At 62.8% G+C, this 20,197-nt stretch carries 16 protein-coding genes and 1 tRNA gene; 16 read left to right on the top strand and 1 reads right to left on the bottom strand.

Annotated features, from left to right (window positions below):
- The first annotated feature begins 2 nt into the window (after nucleotides 1-2).
- The 5 genes from M3N53_08080 to rpoD all read left to right on the top strand — a co-directional run bounded on the left by M3N53_08080 (nucleotide 3) and on the right by rpoD (nucleotide 7,262).
- On the top strand, nucleotides 3-266 hold the full coding sequence (locus M3N53_08080) for a carboxypeptidase-like regulatory domain-containing protein (protein ID MDP9068285.1): 264 nt from the start codon (nucleotides 3-5) through the stop codon (nucleotides 264-266).
- 18 nt (nucleotides 267-284) lie between these two features.
- Nucleotides 285-2,996, top strand: a complete 2,712-nt coding sequence (gene ppdK / locus M3N53_08075) for a pyruvate, phosphate dikinase (GenBank protein MDP9068284.1) — start codon at nucleotides 285-287, stop codon at nucleotides 2,994-2,996.
- 151 nt (nucleotides 2,997-3,147) lie between these two features.
- The gene (locus M3N53_08070; protein MDP9068283.1) at nucleotides 3,148-4,128 is read left to right on the top strand and encodes a deoxyguanosinetriphosphate triphosphohydrolase; all 981 of its coding nucleotides are present in this window, start codon (nucleotides 3,148-3,150) and stop codon (nucleotides 4,126-4,128) included.
- Between the two features lie 75 nt (nucleotides 4,129-4,203).
- On the top strand, nucleotides 4,204-6,006 hold the full coding sequence (gene dnaG, locus M3N53_08065; protein ID MDP9068282.1) for a DNA primase: 1,803 nt from the start codon (nucleotides 4,204-4,206) through the stop codon (nucleotides 6,004-6,006).
- 59 nt (nucleotides 6,007-6,065) lie between these two features.
- Complete coding sequence (gene rpoD, locus M3N53_08060; GenBank protein ID MDP9068281.1) at nucleotides 6,066-7,262, top strand: RNA polymerase sigma factor RpoD; 1,197 nt, start codon at nucleotides 6,066-6,068, stop codon at nucleotides 7,260-7,262.
- 4 nt (nucleotides 7,263-7,266) lie between these two features.
- Here rpoD and M3N53_08055 read toward each other — a convergent pair whose 3' ends face one another.
- Nucleotides 7,267-7,563 carry a hypothetical protein gene (locus M3N53_08055; GenBank protein MDP9068280.1) on the bottom strand — a complete coding sequence of 99 codons (297 nt, stop codon included), beginning with the start codon at nucleotides 7,561-7,563 and terminating at the stop codon, nucleotides 7,267-7,269.
- Between the two features lie 102 nt (nucleotides 7,564-7,665).
- On the opposite strand from M3N53_08055, the gene M3N53_08050 reads away from it, so the two are divergent.
- From M3N53_08050 to M3N53_08000, 11 genes are all read left to right on the top strand, one after another.
- Nucleotides 7,666-7,739 (top strand) — tRNA-Asn (locus M3N53_08050).
- Between the two features lie 139 nt (nucleotides 7,740-7,878).
- Nucleotides 7,879-8,562, top strand: a complete 684-nt coding sequence (locus M3N53_08045; GenBank protein ID MDP9068279.1) for a sigma-70 family RNA polymerase sigma factor — start codon at nucleotides 7,879-7,881, stop codon at nucleotides 8,560-8,562.
- Between the two features lie 83 nt (nucleotides 8,563-8,645).
- The gene (locus M3N53_08040; protein ID MDP9068278.1) at nucleotides 8,646-8,903 is read left to right on the top strand and encodes a GlsB/YeaQ/YmgE family stress response membrane protein; all 258 of its coding nucleotides are present in this window, start codon (nucleotides 8,646-8,648) and stop codon (nucleotides 8,901-8,903) included.
- A gap of 124 nt (nucleotides 8,904-9,027) precedes the next feature.
- Nucleotides 9,028-9,540: a SigE family RNA polymerase sigma factor gene (locus M3N53_08035; GenBank protein ID MDP9068277.1), complete on the top strand. Its 513-nt coding sequence runs from the start codon at nucleotides 9,028-9,030 to the stop codon at nucleotides 9,538-9,540.
- Entirely contained in the window at nucleotides 9,530-10,384 is an 855-nt protein-coding gene (locus tag M3N53_08030; GenBank protein MDP9068276.1) for a hypothetical protein, read from the top strand. The genes M3N53_08035 and M3N53_08030 overlap by 11 nt, the downstream gene beginning before the upstream one ends.
- Entirely contained in the window at nucleotides 10,377-10,703 is a 327-nt protein-coding gene (locus M3N53_08025) for a LuxR C-terminal-related transcriptional regulator (protein ID MDP9068275.1), read from the top strand. The genes M3N53_08030 and M3N53_08025 overlap by 8 nt, the downstream gene beginning before the upstream one ends.
- Before the next feature lie 306 nt (nucleotides 10,704-11,009).
- Nucleotides 11,010-12,311 carry a glycoside hydrolase gene (locus tag M3N53_08020; GenBank protein MDP9068274.1) on the top strand — a complete coding sequence of 434 codons (1,302 nt, stop codon included), beginning with the start codon at nucleotides 11,010-11,012 and terminating at the stop codon, nucleotides 12,309-12,311.
- A 193-nt stretch (nucleotides 12,312-12,504) separates the two neighbouring features.
- Nucleotides 12,505-14,061 (top strand): hypothetical protein, encoded by a 1,557-nt coding sequence (locus M3N53_08015; protein ID MDP9068273.1) that lies wholly within the window; start codon nucleotides 12,505-12,507, stop codon nucleotides 14,059-14,061.
- A 5-nt stretch (nucleotides 14,062-14,066) separates the two neighbouring features.
- The gene (locus M3N53_08010; GenBank protein ID MDP9068272.1) at nucleotides 14,067-15,434 is read left to right on the top strand and encodes a hypothetical protein; all 1,368 of its coding nucleotides are present in this window, start codon (nucleotides 14,067-14,069) and stop codon (nucleotides 15,432-15,434) included.
- A gap of 116 nt (nucleotides 15,435-15,550) precedes the next feature.
- Nucleotides 15,551-16,234 carry a hypothetical protein gene (locus M3N53_08005; GenBank protein MDP9068271.1) on the top strand — a complete coding sequence of 228 codons (684 nt, stop codon included), beginning with the start codon at nucleotides 15,551-15,553 and terminating at the stop codon, nucleotides 16,232-16,234.
- Between the two features lie 461 nt (nucleotides 16,235-16,695).
- Nucleotides 16,696-19,752 (top strand): DEAD/DEAH box helicase family protein, encoded by a 3,057-nt coding sequence (locus tag M3N53_08000; protein ID MDP9068270.1) that lies wholly within the window; start codon nucleotides 16,696-16,698, stop codon nucleotides 19,750-19,752.
- Nucleotides 19,753-20,197: the final 445 nt, after the last annotated feature.

Here is a 20,197-nt window from a genome sequence, read left to right as displayed (position 1 = left end):
ACATGCCCAAATTATCTGGGCGCGTGAGCGTCCACGGCTCCGGCCCCGCGAAGCTCGCGACGGTCGAGGTGCACAACGCGACGGGGGACCACGTTACGCAGGTCGTCGTCGACGACGAAGGCAATTATCAGTTCCATCTGGTCGAGGGGACCTGGCACCTCAACATCTACGACCCGCACGGTCACCGCGGGAGGGTCGAAGTTGACCTAGGCGCCGACGATCAGAAGGTGGACGTCGACCTCGACGAGCCCGAGGGCGGTCATTAAGACGAAGGGGGTCACGTCGTGACGAAGTGGGTCTATGACTTCAGCGAAGGAGACGCCTCTCAAAAGAACCTGCTGGGCGGCAAGGGCGCCAACCTGGCGGAGATGACGAAGCTCGGCCTCCCGGTTCCTCCCGGCTTCACGATCACTACCGAGGCCTGCAACGCGTACCGCTACGCGGGCCAAAGGTTTCCGGAGGGTCTTCTGGACGAAGTCGCGGAACACCGCAAGGGGTTGGAAGAGGCGATGGGCCGCCAGCTCGGCGACCCTCGCGATCCGTTGCTCGTGTCCGTCCGTTCCGGCGCGCCGTTCTCGATGCCGGGGATGATGGACACCGTCTTGAACGTCGGCTTGAACGACGAGAGCGTGGACGGGCTCGCTCAACAGACGGGTTCGGAGCGTTTCGCCTGGGACTCGTACCGGCGCTTGGTCCAGATGTTCGGCAAGACCGTCATGGGTGTGGACGGTGATCTGTTCGAAGAGGCGCTCGACGAGATCAAGCACCGAAAGAAGGTCACGAATGACGTGGACCTCGGAGCGCCCGACCTCCGGGCGCTCGTGAAGACCTTCAAGAGCATCGTCAGGAAAGAGACCGAGCGTGACTTCCCGCAGGATCCGACCGAGCAGCTGCACCTCGCGATCGAGGCCGTGTTCAGGTCGTGGGACAACAAGAGGGCTCAGGACTACCGGAGGCGCAACAAGATCTCCGACGCCCTGGGCACGGCGGTGAACGTACAGGCGATGGTCTTCGGGAACAGAGGCGAGGACAGCGGAACCGGCGTCGCCTTCACGCGTGATCCTTCGACGGGGGAGAAGAGGCCGTACGGCGACTACCTGCAGAACGCGCAGGGAGAAGACGTCGTCGCCGGCATCCGCAACACCGTCCCGCTGCAACAGATGGGTGACCTCCAGCCGCAGGCGTGGAAAGAGCTACAGAAGCACATGGACAAGCTGGAGAGACGCTTCAAGGACATGTGCGACATCGAGTTCACAGTCGAGCAGGGGAAGCTGTGGCTCCTTCAGACCCGCGTCGGGAAGCGCACCGCCATCGCGGAGTGGGTGATCGCGAAGGACATGATCGACGAGGGCTTCATCAAGGTGAAGACGGCAGCACAAGACCGCGTCACTGCCGGGAAGCTCGACGAGCTCTTCAAGCCGAGCATCAAGCCCGAGGCGATCAAGGGCAAGGAGCCGCTCGCACGGGGGCTGAATGCCTCTCCTGGTGCCGCCGTCGGCCGGGTGGTGTTCACCGCGGAGGACGCGTCGAAGTGGGCTGAGCGCAACGAGAAGGTCATCCTCGCCCGCCGCGAGACGAACCCCGACGACTACCACGGGATGATTGCGTCGCAGGGCATCCTCACCTCCGCCGGAGGGACGAACTCGCACGCGGCGGTTGTGGCGCGCGGCGAGGGGATCCCCGCGGTGTGTGGCGCGGACGCGATCCGGATGGACCCGAAGGGGAAGCGGTTCACGGTCGGAGGCACCGTCGTCGGCGAGGGTGACTGGATCACGATCGACGGGACCCAAGGCACGGTTTATCTCGGACAGCTGGAGACCGAGCCGTCACCGATCGACGCCGCGATGATGGGCAACAAGAGGGCAAGGAAAGCAAAGCTGTGGCAGGCGTACGAAGAGATCGACGCGTTCATGGAGCGCAAGCGCAAGCTACGGGTGCGGGCGAACGCCGACACGCCTGAGCAAGCTCGAAACGCGCGCGCTCGCGGCGCCGAGGGGATCGGGCTCTGTCGAACCGAGCACATGTTCATGGGCGAAGAACGCGTGGCTCAGGTTCGAAAGATGATCTTCGCCTCGGACGCCGACGAGGAGAAACAGGCCTACAAGGCTCTGCTCCCGCTGCAACGCAGGGACTTCGTCGGCATCTTCAAGGCGATGGACGGTTTCCCCGTGACCGTTCGCTTGCTGGACCCGCCACTTCACGAGTTCCTCCCGAACCACGTGGACCTCGAGGTCGAGGTGGCACTCGCGGAGGCCGGCGCGAAGAAGATGAGCAAGAAGGCGCTCGCGGAGCGCAAGGAGCTCCTGGCGAAGGTTCGTGATCTGCACGAGGCGAATCCGATGCTGGGCCTCCGCGGCGTGAGGCTGGGGATCATCAAGCCCGGGCTGTACGCGATGCAGGTCCAGGCCATCGCGGAGGCCGCCGTCCAGCTGAAGAAGAAGGGGCTGGACCCGCGGCCCGAGATCATGATCCCGCTGGTAGCAACAGCAGAGGAGCTGCGCCAGATGCGCGACGAGCTCGAGCCGGTGGCGAAGAACATCGTGAAGAAGGCCGGCGTGAAGCTGCACATCGAGTTCGGAACGATGATCGAGCTGCCGCGCGCGGCTCTGACCGCGGGCGAGATCGCAGAGCATGCCGACTTCTTCTCCTTCGGCACGAACGACCTATCGCAGACCGCCTTCGGCTTCTCGCGCGATGACATCGGCAAGTTCCTGGGTCTGTACGAGGAGCGGAAGCTCGTTCCTTCGAACCCGTTCGCCACGATCGACGAGCCGGGCGTGGGCCGCTTGATGCGGTTCGCGGTGGAGGAGGGCCGGGCCGCGAATCCGAAGATGCACTTCGGCATCTGCGGCGAGCATGGGGGAGATCCCGATTCGGTGGTGTTCTGTCACGGGCTCGGCCTCCATTACGTGTCCTGCTCGCCCTTCCGGGTCCCGACCGCGCGCCTCGCCGCCGCTCAAGCGGTTCTGGGGGCCGCGCAGACCTCCTCGAAGTAATCAGCCGGCGGTCGGGCACAGATAGCCCGGCACCACATGACGCTGGATCATCGGGTGGAGAGGCTGGCGCCGGGGACCGCGGGAGCAGAAGGCGTCTGGCAAAACGCCGTAAAAGCCGTCGCATGTGGGTGCTAGCTTCGAGGCGATGAGCATCGCCGTCCGGGAACGCATCGAGGATCTGGAGGCGGCCACTCTTTCGGCGCTCGCGTGTCTCGCTCGAACCAGCAAAGGCCGCGAGGATCTGGAGCTAGAAGATGAGATGCGCACCTCCTTCCAGCGTGACCGCGACCGCATCGTGCACTCCAAGGCGTTCCGGCGGCTGGCTCATAAGACGCAGGTGTTCCTGGCACCCGAGGGCGACCACTACCGGGTCCGGCTGACCCATACGCTCGAGGTCACTCAGGTGGCGCGGACCATCGCTCGTGCTCTGCGACTCAACGAAGACCTCGTCGAAGCGATCTGCCTCGGGCACGACCTGGGACATACTCCTTTCGGTCACCTCGGGGAGGAGGTTGTGGCCGCTTTCATGCCGGGCTTCAGGCACAACCTGCAGTCGGTCCGGATAGTCGAGGTCCTCGAGGCCCTGAACCTGACGTGGGAGGTCCGCGACGGGATCGCCAACCACACCTGGTCGATGCCGACGATGCCTGGGACGCTCGAGGGTCAGATCGCCCGGTTCGCCGACCGGATCGCCTATCTCAACCACGACATCGACGACGCGACGAGGGCCGGGATCCTGAAGGAAGAGGATCTGCCGGCGCAGACGCTCGAAGTGCTCGGGGCGACGCACCACGAGCGGATCAGGAAGATGGTCGGCGACCTTGTCGAGGCCTCCACCGGGCAGGCTCAGATCCAGATGAGCGGCGACGTGTTCGCGGCGATGGGAACGACGAGGGAGTTCCTGTTCGACAGGGTCTACGTCGGCCGGGTCGGGGCCGAGACCCGCGCCGCGGTCCAGCAGATCCTGACGGTGCTCCTGGAGCATCAGGCGGCCGCCGCGGCCGGCGACGAGGACCCGCGTGTCGCGGCGGTCGACTACGTCGCCGGCATGACGGATCGTTTCGCGCTGCGAGCTTTCGAGAAAGTCACTGGATCGGCTCCGCCGTGGGTGGGGGCGGGAGCCTTAGGATGACGTTGCTTCCCCGCACGTTGTCGCAACGCGCCTCGGTCAGGGCGTGTAGGTAAGGGCGTCTAGGTAAAGGGAAGCATGGCGAAGATCAAAGAAGACGACATCGACCTCCTGCGCGACAAGGCGGGCATCGTCGAGGTCATCTCGTCGTACTCGCACCTCAAGCGCTCGGGCGGCCACACCTTCAAAGGCCTCTGTCCCTTCCACTCCGAGAAAACGCCGTCGTTCACCGTCGACTCCGCGAAGAACCTGTTCTTCTGTTTCGGGTGCGGAGAGGGCGGCAACGTCTACCACTTCGTCCAGAAGGTCGAGAACCTTCCGTTCCCCGAAGCCGTCGAGTGGCTGGCGAAGAGGTTCAACTACGACCTGCACTACGAGGACCAAAGCCCCGGCCAGGTCCGGGCGCACGGGCTCAAGCGCCGGCTCGTCGAGGCGAACGAGGCCGCCGCGGAGTTCTTCCATGGGGCCCTCATGGACTCGCCCGATGCGGGCCCGGCCCGCACCTATCTCTCCGGCCGGGGGTTCGGTAAGGAGATAGCAGAAAGGTGGCGGCTGGGGTACGCCCCGGGGCGAGACTTACTCTGCAGGCACCTTCTCGACAAGGGTTTCAAGCAGGACGAGATCGTCCAAGCGGACCTCGGCCGGGTAAGCGAGCGGGACGGCCGCCTCTTCGACGCCTTCCGTCAGAGGATCATCTTCCCGACCTGGAGTCTCCAGGATGACGTGGTTGCTTTCGGTGCCCGGGCGCTGGGGGACCAGCAGCCGAAGTACTTGAATACTGGCGACACCCCGTTGTTCTCGAAGTCGCGCGTGATGTACGGCTTGAACCGCGCGAAGTCGTCGATCGCGCGAAGCCATGCGATCGTCGTGGAGGGATACACGGACGTGATCGCACTGCACGAGGCCGGCCTGACGCAGGCGGTGGCGACGAACGGGACTGCCCTCGGTGAAACGCACTTCGAGTTACTGAAGAAATTCTCGGACCGAGCGGTGTTGATGTTCGACTCGGATAACGCAGGCAAGAGCGCGACCGAGCGCGGCTTCGGCCTGCACCACCGCATAGGTCTCGAGGTTCTCGTCGCTCCGCTGCCGCCGGGTCGCGACCCGGCCGAGGTGGTTGCGAGTGAAGGTGCCGAAGGCATCGCGAAGGTCGTCGAAGCCGGCCAACCATTGCTGGAATTCAAGCTCGACCAAACGCTTGCAAAGCTGCCGATGGACACTCCCGAAGCGCGGTCACGGGCGGTTCGAGAGGCAGTGCAGGTGCTAGGGTGGCACCCGGATCCGATAGCGAGACATGAGTATGCGTTCATGATCGCGAGACGGATCGGGGTCGAGCCGGAGGCCGTGCAGCGGGCGCTGACAGAGCGACGTTCAGGTCCTTCGGTGGCGACTGGGGGGGCCACCGGCAGGGAGCGAGACCGCCGTTTGCCTGGTCATGTGAAGGTGGAACGAGAGGCGCTTCAGTTGCTTTTAACGAAGACCAGAGAGACCAAGCCCTGGATCACCGATATCGACGAATCGGACTTCACGTCACCGGCGCGTCGCGAGCTGCTCCGCGAGGCTCTTTCCGCTGCGCGTGCTGCGGCACCTATGGGCTCGCAAGTGGCCCAGCGGCTTTCGCCTGAGGCTCTCGCTCTCTACACCGAGCTATCGGTCGCGGCTGCGGAAGCCGTTGACGAAGAAGCGGACGAGGAGATGCAGGAGGTCTTCGTTCGCCTGAAGGTCTTCGCGATCGAGCGTGAGATAAAACGCAGACGCGAGACTTTGCAGGACGTGAATCCTTTAGAGGAGGCAGAGAGGCACGATGCGCTCTTTACCGAGCTGGTTCATCTGGAGGCGAAACGGCGTGACCTCTTGAGAAGCCTCCAGGAGGTGGTGTGATGCCGCAGCCGCCTACGACCACCCGCGAGGCCTCCGTGGAGGAGCCTCAGGCGGCGGCCATGCTGACCGAGGTCTCGCCTGCGCAGGTCGAGGTCGAAAAGATCGTTCGCAACGCGAAGCAAGAGGGCAGCATCACCGCCGCCGACCTGGCCGAGAAGCTGTCGGTCCTAGACCTCACGCCCGATGACACGGACGCCGTCTATCAGCGGTTGATCGAGCTGAACGTAGATGTCGTCGAGGACGAGGCGATCGGGGAGGAAGAAGACGAAGAGGCCGAGGATCCCGCACCCGACGCCGATGAGGATCGCGTGCGAGCGCGGCGCGAGGTCGACATGGCGCTCAAGGCCCCGACGAACGATCCGGTCCGGATGTACCTGAAGGAGATCGGTAGGGTCGCGCTCCTGACGGCTCAGGAAGAGGTCTCGCTCGCGAAGAGGATCGAGTCTGGCCTCATAGCCGAAGAGAAGCTCGAGGCGAACGGGCGGCTGTCCGATGACGACGCCTTCGAGCTCCGAATGACGCGTCGCGACGGCGCTATGGCCAAACGGCATCTGGTCGAGGCGAACCTCCGACTCGTGGTCTCGATCGCGAAGCGTTACGTCGGCCGAGGAATGGCGTTCTTGGACCTGATCCAGGAAGGGAACCTCGGGCTCATCCGCGCCGTAGAGAAGTTCGACTACACGAAGGGTTACAAGTTCTCCACGTACGCGACGTGGTGGATACGACAAGCGATCACTCGCGCTATCGCCGACCAGGCTCGGACGATCCGTATACCGGTGCACATGGTCGAGACCATCAACAAGCTGGTGCGGATCCAGCGTCAGCTGCTCCAAGACCTCGGACGCGAGCCGACCGCGGACGAGATAGCCGAACAGATGGAGTTGTCACCCAAGAAGGTGCGCGAGATCCAGAAGATCTCGCAGGAGCCGGTCTCGCTGGAGACGCCGGTCGGGGAGGAAGAGGACTCCAACCTCGGTGACTTCATAGAGGACGCGGACGCCCCGATTCCTCTAGAGCGCGCGTCGTTCAAGCTCCTGCAGGAACAGCTCGAGTCGGTGCTCCACACGCTGTCGGAGCGCGAGAAGGAGGTCATCCGCCTGCGCTTCGGTCTCGTCGACGGGCAGCCCCGGACCTTGGAGGACGTGGGTAAGAAGTTCGGCGTGACGCGCGAGCGGATCAGGCAGATCGAGTCGAAGACGCTGTCGAAGCTGCGGCACCCCTCGCGCAGCCAGAAGCTGCGCGACTACCTGGAGTAGGTCTTCAGTGCGCCGGCGGCGGCGCCACGGAAAGGTTCGCGGGGTAGCCGTCCCCGTCGCCGGAACGCCGCTCCTTCACGGCGCCCGAAACCTTCGTTACGCCTTCTGATGCCTTCTCCTTGGCCTGGCCGATCCCTGTTTCTACGGCGTCCCTCGCCTTGCCCGTCGCGGACTGGACGGTGGGGGAGGCAACGAGGTTGTCGTAGAGACGGCGGAGCTGGTCATAGCGCTCGGTGCCCGCCTTGGCACCGAGAACGTAGCCCGCTCCAAACCCGATGAACAGTCCTAGTCGCCCACGCATGCTCGATCCCTCCCGAGGTCGGTTTGCTGTTTCCTCTCGTATGCCCGCTCAGGACGGGCTCCAACCTCCCGCTGAAACCCGTTCTAAGATGCACCTTCTCATTCCGGGGTAGCTCAATCAGGCAGAGCATCCGGCTGTTAACCGGAGGGTTGCGGGTTCGAGTCCCGCCCCCGGAGCGAGAGGCGGTCGAGAGCGATCTCGGCCGCCTCTTTTCGCGCTCCAGCCCGGATTTTCGCCCTTAAAGGGTGTCGCGATTGACCGGATTGGGGATTGCGCTGGCCCTTTTCCAGGTGACACCATCGTTGAGCTTGAGCAATGAGTCAACGATTGAACCACGGGGAGACGATGGACAGGGGACTGGATCAAGCGGAGCTGGACCAGCTGTGGGCGCGTTGGCGCGCCTCGGGCGACGCCCGGGTGCGGCAGCAACTGATCTGTCACTACCTGCCCGTGGTCGAGTTCTTGGCCGGGAGGGTTGCTCGGTCTGTGCCGGACTCGAACCGGCCCGACATCTATAGCTTCGGGGTTCTGGGGCTCATGGACGCGGTGGACAAGTTCCGTCCGGAGTTGGGCAACCGCTTCGAGACCTACGGGTCCCGGCGGATACGCGGGGCTATGAGCGACGGGATCCGCAGCCTCAACTGGCTGCCACGACGCGCTGGCGAGGCGTCGAGCCGTGTGATCGAGAAGGTGATCCCGGTCGACTTCCAGACGGCCCGCACGCCGGTGGGCACAAGGCTCGAGGACTGCCTGACGGACCCCGATGCGGTCCAGGTGCCGGACGCGCTACTGCTCGAGGCGGACCATGCAGAGGTCGTGGAGGCGCTGCGGATGCTTCCAGAGCGCGAGCGGCTTGTGATCCGGGAGCACTACTACCGTGGAAGACGGTTGGCTGAGATCGGGCGCGATCTGGGGGTCACCGAGTCGCGGATCTGTCAGCTGCACCGGCGAGCGCTGGTCCTGCTGCGCGACCTCCTCACGGAGCGCCTGAGCGCGTAGCGACGCACGCTCTCTCAAAAGAGTACGTTGGGGCGTATCGGGTAGGCCCACCCCGAAACTCAACCTCGCGGAAGGAGCGGTCAATGATCGGATTCATCGTCGCCGGCCTCGTGATCGGTGCACTGGCACGTTTGATCAAGCCTGGGCGCCAGCACCTGAGCGTCGTCATGACCCTATTGCTGGGCCTCGTGGGGTCCGTCATCGGGGGAGTCATCGCGAACCTGCTCGGCACGGGCGACATCTTCGAGCTGAACTTCCTTGGGTTCATCGTTGCGGTGATAGCAGCAGTCGTGTTGATCGGTGCGGCCGAGGGCATGGCGGGCTCGCGCTCCCACACCTAACGCCCAACCTAGCTCTCCTCCAGCCTGCGAGACCTCGCGTCGAGATTAGCTGAAGGGCAACGGTTGAACCGGCCAACTTGTAACCACAGTAAACATATCTGCCGGTTAGGTGATGTAGCTAAGTATGAATCCCGTGAGCGGGGGCCGAATTGGTAAACGTCTCGAGGAGGAGTACTCCTGGTTCTTTCGCGGCGAGTACCAAAGCGTTCTACGCACGGCCTTCCTGATCGTAGGCGACCGCGAGAGCGCCCGTGACGTCACCCAGGAGGCATTCATCCGCCTCTTTCGGTACTGGAAGAAGGTGTCGACCTACGATCGCCCTGATGCATGGGTGCGCCACGTCGCGGTTCGACTCGCCATCCAGCTCGTCCGTCGCCGTCGACTTCACGACCTGCTAACGCCGGCGCCGGAATCCACGCACATCGTCGACTCAGTCATCTGGGAGGTCCAGGAAGCGGTCAAAGAGCTCCCGCCCACGCAGCGCGCCGCGGTCGCTCTCTTCTACTTCGAGGATCGGCCGTCGGCGGAGATCGCGCGGATCCTCGACTGCTCCGAATCAACCGTGCGGGTACATCTCCATAAGGCGAGGAAGAAGTTGGCGACGGTCCTGAAGGAAAGTCAGCTCGATGTTGGTTGACGGCGAGATCCGCACCCGCGTGGTCGTCCTTGGAGAATCACTGAATGACGATGTCGACACGGCTTTAGCAGACGTGATGCGCGGCGCATCGAGTAGGCGCCGTCGCGTATTGATCACACGCATCGCCGTTGTTGCCTTGTTCGCCGCTACGATCGCCGGCGCATGGTTCGGCTCCGTCGGGACGTATCTCGAGGCCGAGAAGCGGCTACAACCAGCCGACCGGACGGACGGGCGGGATTCACGCGATCCGGAGTCTCAGGAACGGCTCGAGATGCACGAGGACCGACGCGAGCGCGCTGAGGGTCGGAACGAAGGTTCGGCGCCGGGTAGTGGCAGCGAGAGTCTCCGCGGACATGGGTCTCCGAACTCGCCTCGCGTCGGTCCATCTGGATCTTCCGATTCAGCTCCACGACAGCTCGAGAACGAACGAGCTCGCGGTGGGGTAAGGGCTGACCCGTTGCGGCAGTCGCACGACGAGGTCTCGCATAGCGCGAGCTCGCCTTACCAGATGCCGGTTGTCAGGCCGCGGGTCGATCCTCGACACAGGTGCTTCGTTGACGGAGAAGGCTGCGCCTGGTTCGAGACGCAGCCCGGCGATCGCTTCGTCAGCGTCTCCATCCACGACGAGTCCGGAAGCGACGTTCTTGTTCGGATAGTGCAATGGGAACACGACCAACGCACGCTCGGCGATCCGACGATTTTCTGCGGAGGTCAGAGTGACAAGGTCAAGATTCTTCCCGCGACCGACTACGTGATGGTGGAGATCGAGAACGGAAACTGCCCGGACGGGCGTGAGACGGCTCCCAGCGGAGGTCAGATGGAGGTCGTCTTCTTCCGTGGATGAGGACTTCGTTTGGGTTCTGATGCCACCGCGGCGAGTCCCGCCGCGCTGGAGTGATCGCGGCGTGGACATGTTGTTGGTGCCTTTGATGCCCGACGAGGCGACCTCGTTGCTCGAAGAAGGAACTGCGGCCTTAGGGCTGACGGACGAAGAAGAGCGGGTCGCTCGGCTCGCCGCACGGGGCGAATCAGCGGATGCGATCGCGGCCGAGCTCCACATGACTAAGAGAAGCGTGTACCGACGACTCGCTCGTTTGCGGAAACGTCTCGGCGTCGAGAACGCGACCCAGCTCGCCGGACGTCTATCGAAGCTCGGCTTCTGACGCCGATCACGCGACTTACAGCAGGGCGTGTGACGGAGGTTGTCACCGGCGTTTCGCAGGACTCCACGCCGTACTGCCAAAAGCATCTAAGGCACTCGACCCGGCGTTCACCGCCGCGGGCGAGATGCTGGGAAACCGAGTCGAGGGGGAAAATTGAGCTGGACAGTAACCATGTCACTGGCGCTCGTCGTGCTCATCCCCGCGTCCGTCATTTCCTCCCCAGACGCTGGTCGTAGGCCCGGATCGCTGGTGGCCTCGGCTAGGACAGCAGGGGTCACGCCGAAGACAGCCTGTCAGCAGCAGCCGATGACCTTCCGGGACCCGGTCTCTGTCGGAGCAGGGTTCGAGCCCAGCATCGATATCGACTCCAAGGGGACGATCTACGTGACCGCGGCCAACAGCGTCGGGACGGTCACGCCGGAACATCCGGCGTCGGGCCTGTGGCGATCAGATGATCACGGGAAGACATTCCAAACGATGCACGATCTTGTAGACGTTGCTCCAGGCACGGATCCTCTAGAGGGACTCGAGGGTGACCTGGCCGTGGACGGACAAGACCGGCTGTATTTCGCTGACACCTGGCTGATCGAGAACCACTTCTACAGGTACTCGAACCACGGGAAGAAGCTCGACTTCGTCCGCCCTGCTCTACCCACGGCGTTCACCGATGACCGGCCCTGGCTGGCAGCGCACCACGATGGATTCGTCTACTTGGCCCATATCCAGCAGCGCATCAACCCGCCGCACGTGGGTGCGAGCATCGGCATCCACCGGTCGACGGACGGAGGGCTCACCTTCGATCCCGTTGGTTTCACTCCTCCCAAAAGTCACGGCCTCGGATTCGTTGATGCCGACCCGGACTCCGGTTATGTCTACGCGGTCACGTTGCACGTTCCGGGGCTCGACGCCGCCACACCTCAGTCGTCATCTCTTCGGTCGGCACTCTATGCCTACGTCTCGCCGGATCGTGGAAGGACCTGGACGGAGCACAAGATCGGGGATAAGGAGCTTCCTCACACCAACGGTGACCAAACTGGGTCCAATGACGGCTTCCCGACCGTAGCTGTATCGCCGAAGGATGATTCCGTGTACGTTTTCTGGAGCGAGGGCAACAAGCAGCTGAAGCTGGCCCGCTCCCGGGACCACGGCCGGACCTGGAAGGTCTTCGAGGTCACCCCGTTCGACGGCCTCTACGGCTACCCATGGATGAGTGTTGGTCCGACTGGCGACGTGGGAATGGTCTTTACCGCCAACCCGACGGCGGTGAAAGGCGACGAGTGGTACGTGTACGGGATGGTGTGGCGCGCGAAGGGCTCGTGCCGAGATAGCGACCGTGGCAAGGCATCGCGCTGCCGCGGACCTGCATCGGCCTACGGGCGGCTAACCCCGACCCCGTTTCCTGACGGTTACTACCAGTTCGATTTCTTCCAGGTGGAGTTTTCCGCCGACAACGCTCTTAACGTGCCCTTCCGATCCCCAGAAGGCGACGTCGAGGGGCTGTACGGCATGATCACGGGTGAACCGACTATGCAGGTCGTCTACACGCGTCAGACGTCAGGTCCGAACGTGTCTGGTGGCTCGTTCTGCGGCATTACAGGCGCCCCCTAAGAATGGGATCGCTTCCGACGCTAAGGATGCAGGAGTGTGTTGTGCGCACCGCAGACGTTGCGGTCACGCACCGGAACAGCACAGGAGCTATTTGATGGCTCGAATACGTGCTCTTCACGAAAGACGGCGGTTAGGCATTCCGGCTCGATCTGCGACGCCAGCTGAGCAGGGCCTTGCGACGGTAGCGCAGCTGATGAGTGCGTGTCGGTCGGGCGTCACGCAAAAGGTGCATCCGACGAGTGCGCCACGGCGGCGCGTCTCGCGCCCCCGGGCGAGGGTTGCGGCAGCGCTCGTCATAGCGATGATCGGCGCGGCGTTCGCGTCCGACCCTCGTCGCCCAGACGCCACGTTCCCGCCACTTCGTGCTCCGCGCGGCGCGACGATAACCAACCTTCTAGCTGCGGATCATTCGTTCGAGTTAGATGAACGAGCTGCGAGGATCCCCGCGACTGTTAAACCTTTCACGGGGGCTCAAGTCGAAACCGAGTCGTATCCGACCTTCGACGCGCGTGGGCGTCGGATCGGTCGCACGCGCTGGCGCATCATCGAGGGCACTGGCAACTGCTGCGAGAACTTCCTAGCAACGACACCAGAAGGGTTGTTGCTGGACTTCGGTGGGACGACCCTGAAGTTCTCGTCGGACGAAGGTCAAAACTGGAATGTCGTCGAGCCGCGGCCGGCATTGCCGGTTCCCTCGTCCTTCGGTGAAGGCGCCGTGCTCGCGGCTCCTGGCGGTGACATCGTAGGTGTCACGTGGATCATCATCGGAGATGTGCTGCTGTCGTTCAAGTTCGAGGCGGACGAACAGCAGTGGATCTACTCTTCTATGCCCGTGCATCAACCGGTCTACGACCGTCCCGAGATTGCGGTTATCCCAGGTCCGTTCACGATCGCGGGGTCACGCGTTGACTACATCAGCATCGTCCGGGGTGGCCCTGCAGGATTCAAGAGCCCGTGGCTCTACAGCACAGACGGTGTGACCTACGCGCCAGGGGGGGACAAGTTCCTGGAACAAGTCGTGCAACCACCTGTGCAGAAATGGCTGGACTTGCGGCCGACGCCACTCCTGGACTGGATTCAGCCGCACGAAGATACGGGCATGACGGCCCTCGGAGATGGCAGTGCCATCGCCGGGAGAGCAAGGATCCCCGACTTCACCGATGCCGCGGGACCGCAGTTCGCGATCCTGTCGCCGCAGACACTGCGCTGGTCGGCGTTCGAATTCCCTCGCGGTTCGCTACCACAGAGCCAGCAGCGCTTCGGAGACATGACCCTGCCATCCGACGGCCACCTCCGCGCCGATTCGCGCGGTCGCCTCCACTACGTCTTCTATGGCTCTTCATCGTTCGAATATTTCCTCACGAGTGACGGCGGTAGGTCGTGGACTTCAAAAGTGATCCAGTTGCCCGCCGGCTACACCCTCGCAGGGCGTGACTTCTATACGTCGTTTAAGACCAACGGAGCACTGGCGATGAGCGCCGTAGCCGTACACGCTCGGGATACGCGCACCAAGAAGCACCAAGACTTCGTCTTCAGATTCGATGTAGCCGACGACCGCATCCGTCTAGCGAACGTCTATGCAGTCGGCGCCGGCAACATGGAATCGTCAGCGGGATCCCGTGTCTCGGGCGCGCGCTTTGACTTCGCGAACGTCGCGTTCCTGCCAGATGGCCGCTTGGTTACGTCGTTTGCCGATGAGACTCACAGACCGCCTGCGATTGCTGTCGAGCTGCCGCAGAAAGCGAGATGACCCTGATGCGGCGATGCATCGGTCCCGTGGCACTCGTGGTGCTAGTCGTCGCGATTGCCGTCGCCGGCTCCATCGCCGCGCCGTCAGAGGCACGCGAGGCATCGCCCAGTGGCATCAAGCCACCGCCACGTGAGTGTGACCAGACGCCAGTCGCTTTCGACCGGCCGCTCCACCTCGGCGCAGGTTTCGAGCCGTCGGTCGACGTCGACTCGGAAGGGGTGATCTTCGTCACGGCTCCAGCCGCTAGCGGGACGAACGAGCTCTGGCGCTCTGCAGATGGAGGCAAGACGTTTCAGCCGATATCCGCGGTGAATGAGCCTGCACAAGGGCTTCTTGGTTTGGAGGGCGACATCGCGCTCGACGGGGAGGATCGGCTGTACTACGCCGATACGTGGTTGGTTGACAACCACCTGTACCGCTTTTCCGACCACGGCGAGACGCTCGATTTCGCGCGTCCAGCCCTGCCTACCCTCTGGACCGACGACCGGCCGTGGCTCGCCGCTCATCACGACGGCTTCGTCTACCTCCTAACGAACGCATACCCGAAGCCAGGGGGCAACGACGTGATCCATCGCAGCACCGACGGTGGCTTGACCTTCGACCCCGTTGGATTCACGATGCCTCACTCGGACCTCAGCTTCATCGCTGCTGATCCGCATTCGGATCACGTGTATGCCGTAACGATCGATACCGGGACGACGGATCCCGCAGAATCGCAAGACACCGTCTACGTCTATGTATCCGATGACCGCGGTGCAAGCTGGACCGGCAAGAAGGTCGCGAGGCTACGGTTCGGCTGGCCCGGAGCGAGACGGGACGACGGCCTCGGCTACGCGTGGCCTTCCATCGCGGTGTCACCCGATGATGGCACCATCTCCGCGCTCTGGGGCGACGGCCTCCGCAGGTTGAAGCTGGCGCGCTCGCGGGATCACGGAGCTACCTGGAAGATTTACGACGTAACTCCGTTCGAGGGCGAATTCGGTCACCCCTGGGTCGCTGCTGGCCCCACGGGCGATGTCGGCGTGATATTCGCGGCTGATCCTCGGTCGGTCGTTGGAGGAGACAACTTCCTCTACGGCATGATCTGGAGAGATCGCTCGCGCTGTCGCGAAACGGGAGCTGGTACTTCCCGCTGCCGTGGTCCCGCATCGAACTACGCCCGGCTGACGCAGCAGGGTTTCCCTGACAGCGTCTCCCAGGACGACTTCTTCCAGGTCGCCTTCTTGGCAGACAACGCATTGGTCGTTCCGTTTCACGGGTCGTCTGAGGCTTCCGCGCTCGGACCGGCAGGGCCTCAGATCTTCTTTACACGGCAAGTTGCGGGGCCGAACCTTTGGCGGCGAACGTCCTGCGGCGTTATCGGGAGGCCCTAGTAATGACGACTTTTCTGAAAAAGGCGAGCGTGGCAGCAATCGCGGTCGTCGTCCTTGCGCCGATGTCGAGCGGCGCTAGCTCCAGACGTGCAACCGAAGAGACGTCGAGGATCGACATGGAGCGATGTCTGCTCAGCATTTACATCTTTCGCGGATCCGAGGAGCGGCTAAGCGCGTATCTGCCGAACGGCTACCAGCTTGCGTCGGAGGGCGCGGCGTTTTCTTTCTGGGTCTACTCGTGTGGCGATGTCGTTATCGATGAGATTCCGGCGGGTCCAGCGATGGTTAGCCTGGTGGGGATCCACGTCGCAGACCCTAAGGGAGCGGCATCCGGGATGACTCTGGGACTAGCGGGAGCGCAACTGTACGTCCCGTGGGTGCACAGTGACAATGCGGCGCTAGTTGCGGTGTTGAAGTCCGCGGGCATGCCCGTAAGACTCGTGAAGGGCATAACTCATGAACGACTGGGCCCATTGTCGGTATCAGCCAGCGTTCCGTGGAAGCATTCGCCCTATCAGTTGTCGCAGCCGAACGATGTCTTTCAGGACGCGCCGCATGGACACGACAACTCGTTCTGGCACAAAGGCAGGTTAGGTACCACCGAGCTCCAGATTGAGGTTACTTTTCCGAACTTCGCACGCGACAGCGCCTGTTACGGCACCTTGGTCGAATGTGCCCGCGTCTCTGCCAGGCGAGGGTCGGCTATCGGCAAATTGGTCGGCGGCGAGTCCGCCGTCGGCGACGGCGTTAACCACGACGAGATTCTTCGTATCGAGGCCACACTGCGAAGGTCCCCCTAATCCTCTGCGGTTGGGCCGTGCAGAATGGGACGGGCGCCAGAGGCCCATGGTGGTAGCACTTTAGCTCGTGGCCCGCGCGGCGCTCTTCGGCGTAGTCTCGGACGAGGTCGCCGCAGGCTCGGGAGCGTAGCTCAGTTGGTCAGAGCAGGCGACTCATAATTCAAGCGGTAACCCAACTTCTTCTGAGCGCGTCTGCGCAGGTCAGAGCTCGCCTGCAGAAGACCTGGATGCGGAGCTCAGGCTCGAGAGGGTGGTGGAGCACCCGTCGCGTGTCTCCGCGCGCTTCATTGTCCACATCTGTTCCACGTCTAGCTGCCCACATCAGGGCTCTCAGCGCGGTCGTGGCCGCCGAGATCAATGCCCCTACTGAGGACGAGCCCGGGGCTAGGGTGAGCCGAAATCGGGCGGATTCGTCATGTCGGCAGGTGCGGCTACCGACGACCAACTGCTGGAGGAACGTCGTGGGGGATGAGAGCGCAGCAGATCTTGCAACCCCATTGGCGCGCCTGAAGTTCCAGTACCCGTTCCGGAAGTATCAGAACATGATGCTCAGTCTCGTTGAGGCGGGCCCCGGCGACCGTAGGCATCATCTCGTGTCACCTCCAGGGTCGGGCAAGACGATTGTCGGGTTGGAACTCATCCGGCGGTTCGGCCGACCAGCTGTTGTCTTTGCACCCACGACGACCATCCAGGAGCAGTGGCGAGCGAAGGTCGCGATGTTCCTCCCGGGCGGGGAGTCCGTCGACGGACTCGTAAGCACAGACGCCGACGACCGTGCAGCCATCAACGTCTTCACATACCAGCTCATCTCGGTTCCCGGAGAAGCAGACGAACGGCTGAGGGAATTAGCTGAGAAGCTTTGGATCGAGGAGCTGGTCCGCGACGACCAGACCTCCGACGAAGCCGCCGCGAAGGTGCGACTCGAGACGCTCCGTACCAACAACCCTGAGGACTTCCGCCGAGAGATCGGACGTCGTTGCGTACGTTTGCGTCGTTCCTCCTTGCGGGAAGGCGCCGTCGACCCCACCTCCGTACTCCATCCGAACGCGATATCTCTCATCGATGACTTAGTCGATGCTGGCGTAGGCACGGTCGTCTTGGACGAGTGCCATCACCTTTTGGACTACTGGGCGATCGTTCTGAGAAGTCTCATCGAGAGGATCGACGAGCCCGACGTCGTGGGGCTGACTGCAACACTCCCGAGCCCCGAGGATGGAAACGAGTACGAGAACTACACCTCGCTTCTTGGTGACGTTGACTTCGAAGTGCCGACGCCGGCTGTCGTCAAGGAAGGGGATCTCGCCCCGTACCGGGACCTTGTGTTCTTCGTCCCTCCCACCTCTACGGAGGTCGAGTACCTCGAGCGCGTCCAGGATGCCTTCGAGGTTGCGATCGGTAGCGTCACTTCCTCATCCTCCTTCGAGGACTGGGTGAGTTCGCTACTAGTCGACACGCCCAGTTCCGAGGACGAGGTGGACCCGCCAATGATCTCGCCGGTCCTCTTCCTCGCAGCTCTCCGCTATCTGAATTCGAGCGGCTCCCTGCCCAGGGCAGAGATTCCCTCTGGGGCAGTTGAAGAGATGACGCTTCAGGATTGGGCCGCCCTCCTCGAGCGCTTCGCTCTGGACGTGTTGAAGACGAGCCCTGAGGAAAGCCAGCAAGACCTGTTCAAAGAGCTGAAGCGCACGCTCCGGGACTTCGGCTTCACATTGACGGAACGGGGGCTCCGCTCCAGCAGGTCACCCGGCGACCTCGTGCTCTCCTTCTCGGCGAACAAAGACCGTGCAGCGATCGAGATCCTGGCAGCCGAGGCGGACGAGCTGAGGGATCGCCTCCGGGCGGTCGTGGTCACGGACTTCGAACGAATGAGCAGTGGTGTGCGTGAACTAGAAGGTGTTCTCGAGAGAGATGCTGGGAGCGCGCAGCGAGTGTTCAGGTCCCTCATCACGGATGAGCGAACGAACCAGCTAGACCCGATCCTTGTGACGGGATCGGTCCTCCTCATCGATGCTGACCATGGACAGGACCTGATCGATCGGTTCAATCAGGAGCTCGAAGAACAAGGATTCAGTGCCGCCTGTCGCCACCAGGAGACCGACAGCGCGCAGATCTGGCAGGTGGTGGGAGAGGGTCGTGACTGGTCGAGCAGCGCGTATGTCGCTCTCGTAACCCGAGCATTCGAGCGAGGCATCACCAGATGTCTCGTCGGAACGAGAGGGATCCTGGGCGAAGGTTGGGACGCGCTCTCCCTCAATACCCTGATCGATCTAACAAGCGTTACTACGGCGACCTCCGTCCAGCAATTGCGGGGCCGAACCATCCGCAAGGACCCAACGTGGCCGGAGAAGGTGGCTCACAACTGGGATGTCATTTGCGTGGCTCAAGGATTCGAACGCGGGGACATCGACCTGAGGCGGTTTCGCCGTCGACATGACCAGTACTGGGGGACCGTGTCGGTGAGCGGCACCAAACAGGTTCTGGTTGACGCGTTCGAATGGTTCGCCGGGCTCGAATCCGGGGTGGATGCCGACTCAGAGGTGGGTCGCTTGTCACCGGAAGATGCTGGTCGGGTTGTGAAAGGCGTGACTCATGTAGACCCCGAGCTAGCCTATCAACTCGCTACGCGCAAGTTCTCGAAAATCAATTTCGGCAAGTACACGAACCGGATGCTGCGTGCTGTGAATACTCGTGAACAAACCCGTAGCGCTTGGGGAGTAGGCGACGAATACAGCAATTTTACGTACTCCGCTTCCAGGCTGGACCCGTCGGACCTGAGGATCCGCACGGTCTTTTCACTCAGTCAGACGCTCAAGAAAATGCTTCGCTCGTTCAGGGCCTCACTTGTGATGAGTCTGTTCCTAGTCGCATGGGTGATGCTGAGGCTTGGTCTGGAGGGCGTGTTGAATTTCCGGAACGGCGTCATCCTGCTGGCGATTGGCGTTCTCATCGCGTTTGCTTTCAACGTTCGAGCGGCCTATCGGATCGCACGGCGGTTGATCTTTGAAGAACCTCCCGATGCCATCCTTCTCGACGTTGGACGGGCCGTGCTGCAGGGATTGAAGGACCCAGGACTTGTGTCGGGCAACCTGTCGCCAGACTTCGTCCGAGTTGTACGGATGCCGGACGGCAGTCTGGAAGTTCTCCTCGATTACGCATCCCCCGAAGATGCGAGAGTCTTCATCGACAGTTTCCGTGAGGTCTTCGACCCCGTTCTCGACCAGCGCTATCTGATCGAGCGATCCGACCAAAGGCTTCCGACTGTTTGGCTGATGCCCTTCTGGCTCTTGCTGCGACGCGTCGTCAGAAGCCACACACACCCGCCGGCCTTGCATCCCGTCCCCACGGTGCTGTCTGTGCGCAAAGAGCTCGCCGAGGCGTACGCCCGTCACTGGGCACGTTTCGTCGGGGGAGGCGAGCTCGTCTACACGCGGCGCGAGCCCGGTCGAAGCCTTCTGATCAAGGCACGGGTTCAACGTCGCCCCCGCGCCCGCAGTTTGGCGTTTGAGGTTTGGCGCTAGGCGTACTACGACGCTGAGGCCAATGCCGCAGCTGGTGCGCCTCGCGTAGTTCCACCGCTCAACGTGGGTCGCGGCACTAAGAAGCACCCTCGGGCACTTACTCCTTACGGACGCTCTACTAGCTGCTGTTGCAGCGGGCGTCGCGCCTGGGTCGTGGCGCTTGTCTTGCCGCTACTCGTGATCGTTTTCCTGCTGGTGGAGATATTCGGGCTGGCTGCCTACGCACGTTCTGCGAATGTGATGTTGATCGGCTCGCTGAGACCTATGGGTGGCGGCGCTGGCAGCGGCAGTGATGCCAACAATCACCTAATTCAGGCGCGACGCCAGTCTGCGTCTCATCAGAGAATCAAAGTAAGAGGATCGGGGGCGTAGCTCAGTCGGTTAGGCCTGGCGACTCATAAGCTTTCACTAGATCCTGCTTTCTGTCGCGAATGCGCGGGTCAGA

Source organism: Actinomycetota bacterium, assembly GCA_030776625.1.
Taxonomy (GTDB): domain Bacteria; phylum Actinomycetota; class CADDZG01; order CADDZG01; family WHSQ01; genus MB1-2.
This window is presented reverse-complemented; position numbering and strand designations above follow the sequence as displayed.

What these genes read in the sequence shown, in the direction of transcription:
- M3N53_08080 (MDP9068285.1), top strand. Translation starts at nt 3, where the DNA reads ATGCCCAAATTATCTGGGCGCGTGAGCGTCCACGGCTCCGGCCCCGCG.
- dnaG (MDP9068282.1), top strand. Translation starts at nt 4,204, where the DNA reads ATGGCGAAGATCAAAGAAGACGACATCGACCTCCTGCGCGACAAGGCG.
- rpoD (MDP9068281.1), top strand. Translation starts at nt 6,066, where the DNA reads ATGCTGACCGAGGTCTCGCCTGCGCAGGTCGAGGTCGAAAAGATCGTT.
- M3N53_08055 (MDP9068280.1), bottom strand. Translation starts at nt 7,563, where the DNA reads ATGCGTGGGCGACTAGGACTGTTCATCGGGTTTGGAGCGGGCTACGTT.
- M3N53_08045 (MDP9068279.1), top strand. Translation starts at nt 7,879, where the DNA reads ATGAGTCAACGATTGAACCACGGGGAGACGATGGACAGGGGACTGGAT.
- M3N53_08040 (MDP9068278.1), top strand. Translation starts at nt 8,646, where the DNA reads ATGATCGGATTCATCGTCGCCGGCCTCGTGATCGGTGCACTGGCACGT.
- M3N53_08035 (MDP9068277.1), top strand. Translation starts at nt 9,028, where the DNA reads ATGAATCCCGTGAGCGGGGGCCGAATTGGTAAACGTCTCGAGGAGGAG.
- M3N53_08030 (MDP9068276.1), top strand. Translation starts at nt 9,530, where the DNA reads ATGTTGGTTGACGGCGAGATCCGCACCCGCGTGGTCGTCCTTGGAGAA.
- M3N53_08020 (MDP9068274.1), top strand. Translation starts at nt 11,010, where the DNA reads ATGACCTTCCGGGACCCGGTCTCTGTCGGAGCAGGGTTCGAGCCCAGC.
- M3N53_08015 (MDP9068273.1), top strand. Translation starts at nt 12,505, where the DNA reads ATGAGTGCGTGTCGGTCGGGCGTCACGCAAAAGGTGCATCCGACGAGT.
- M3N53_08010 (MDP9068272.1), top strand. Translation starts at nt 14,067, where the DNA reads ATGCGGCGATGCATCGGTCCCGTGGCACTCGTGGTGCTAGTCGTCGCG.
- M3N53_08005 (MDP9068271.1), top strand. Translation starts at nt 15,551, where the DNA reads ATGGAGCGATGTCTGCTCAGCATTTACATCTTTCGCGGATCCGAGGAG.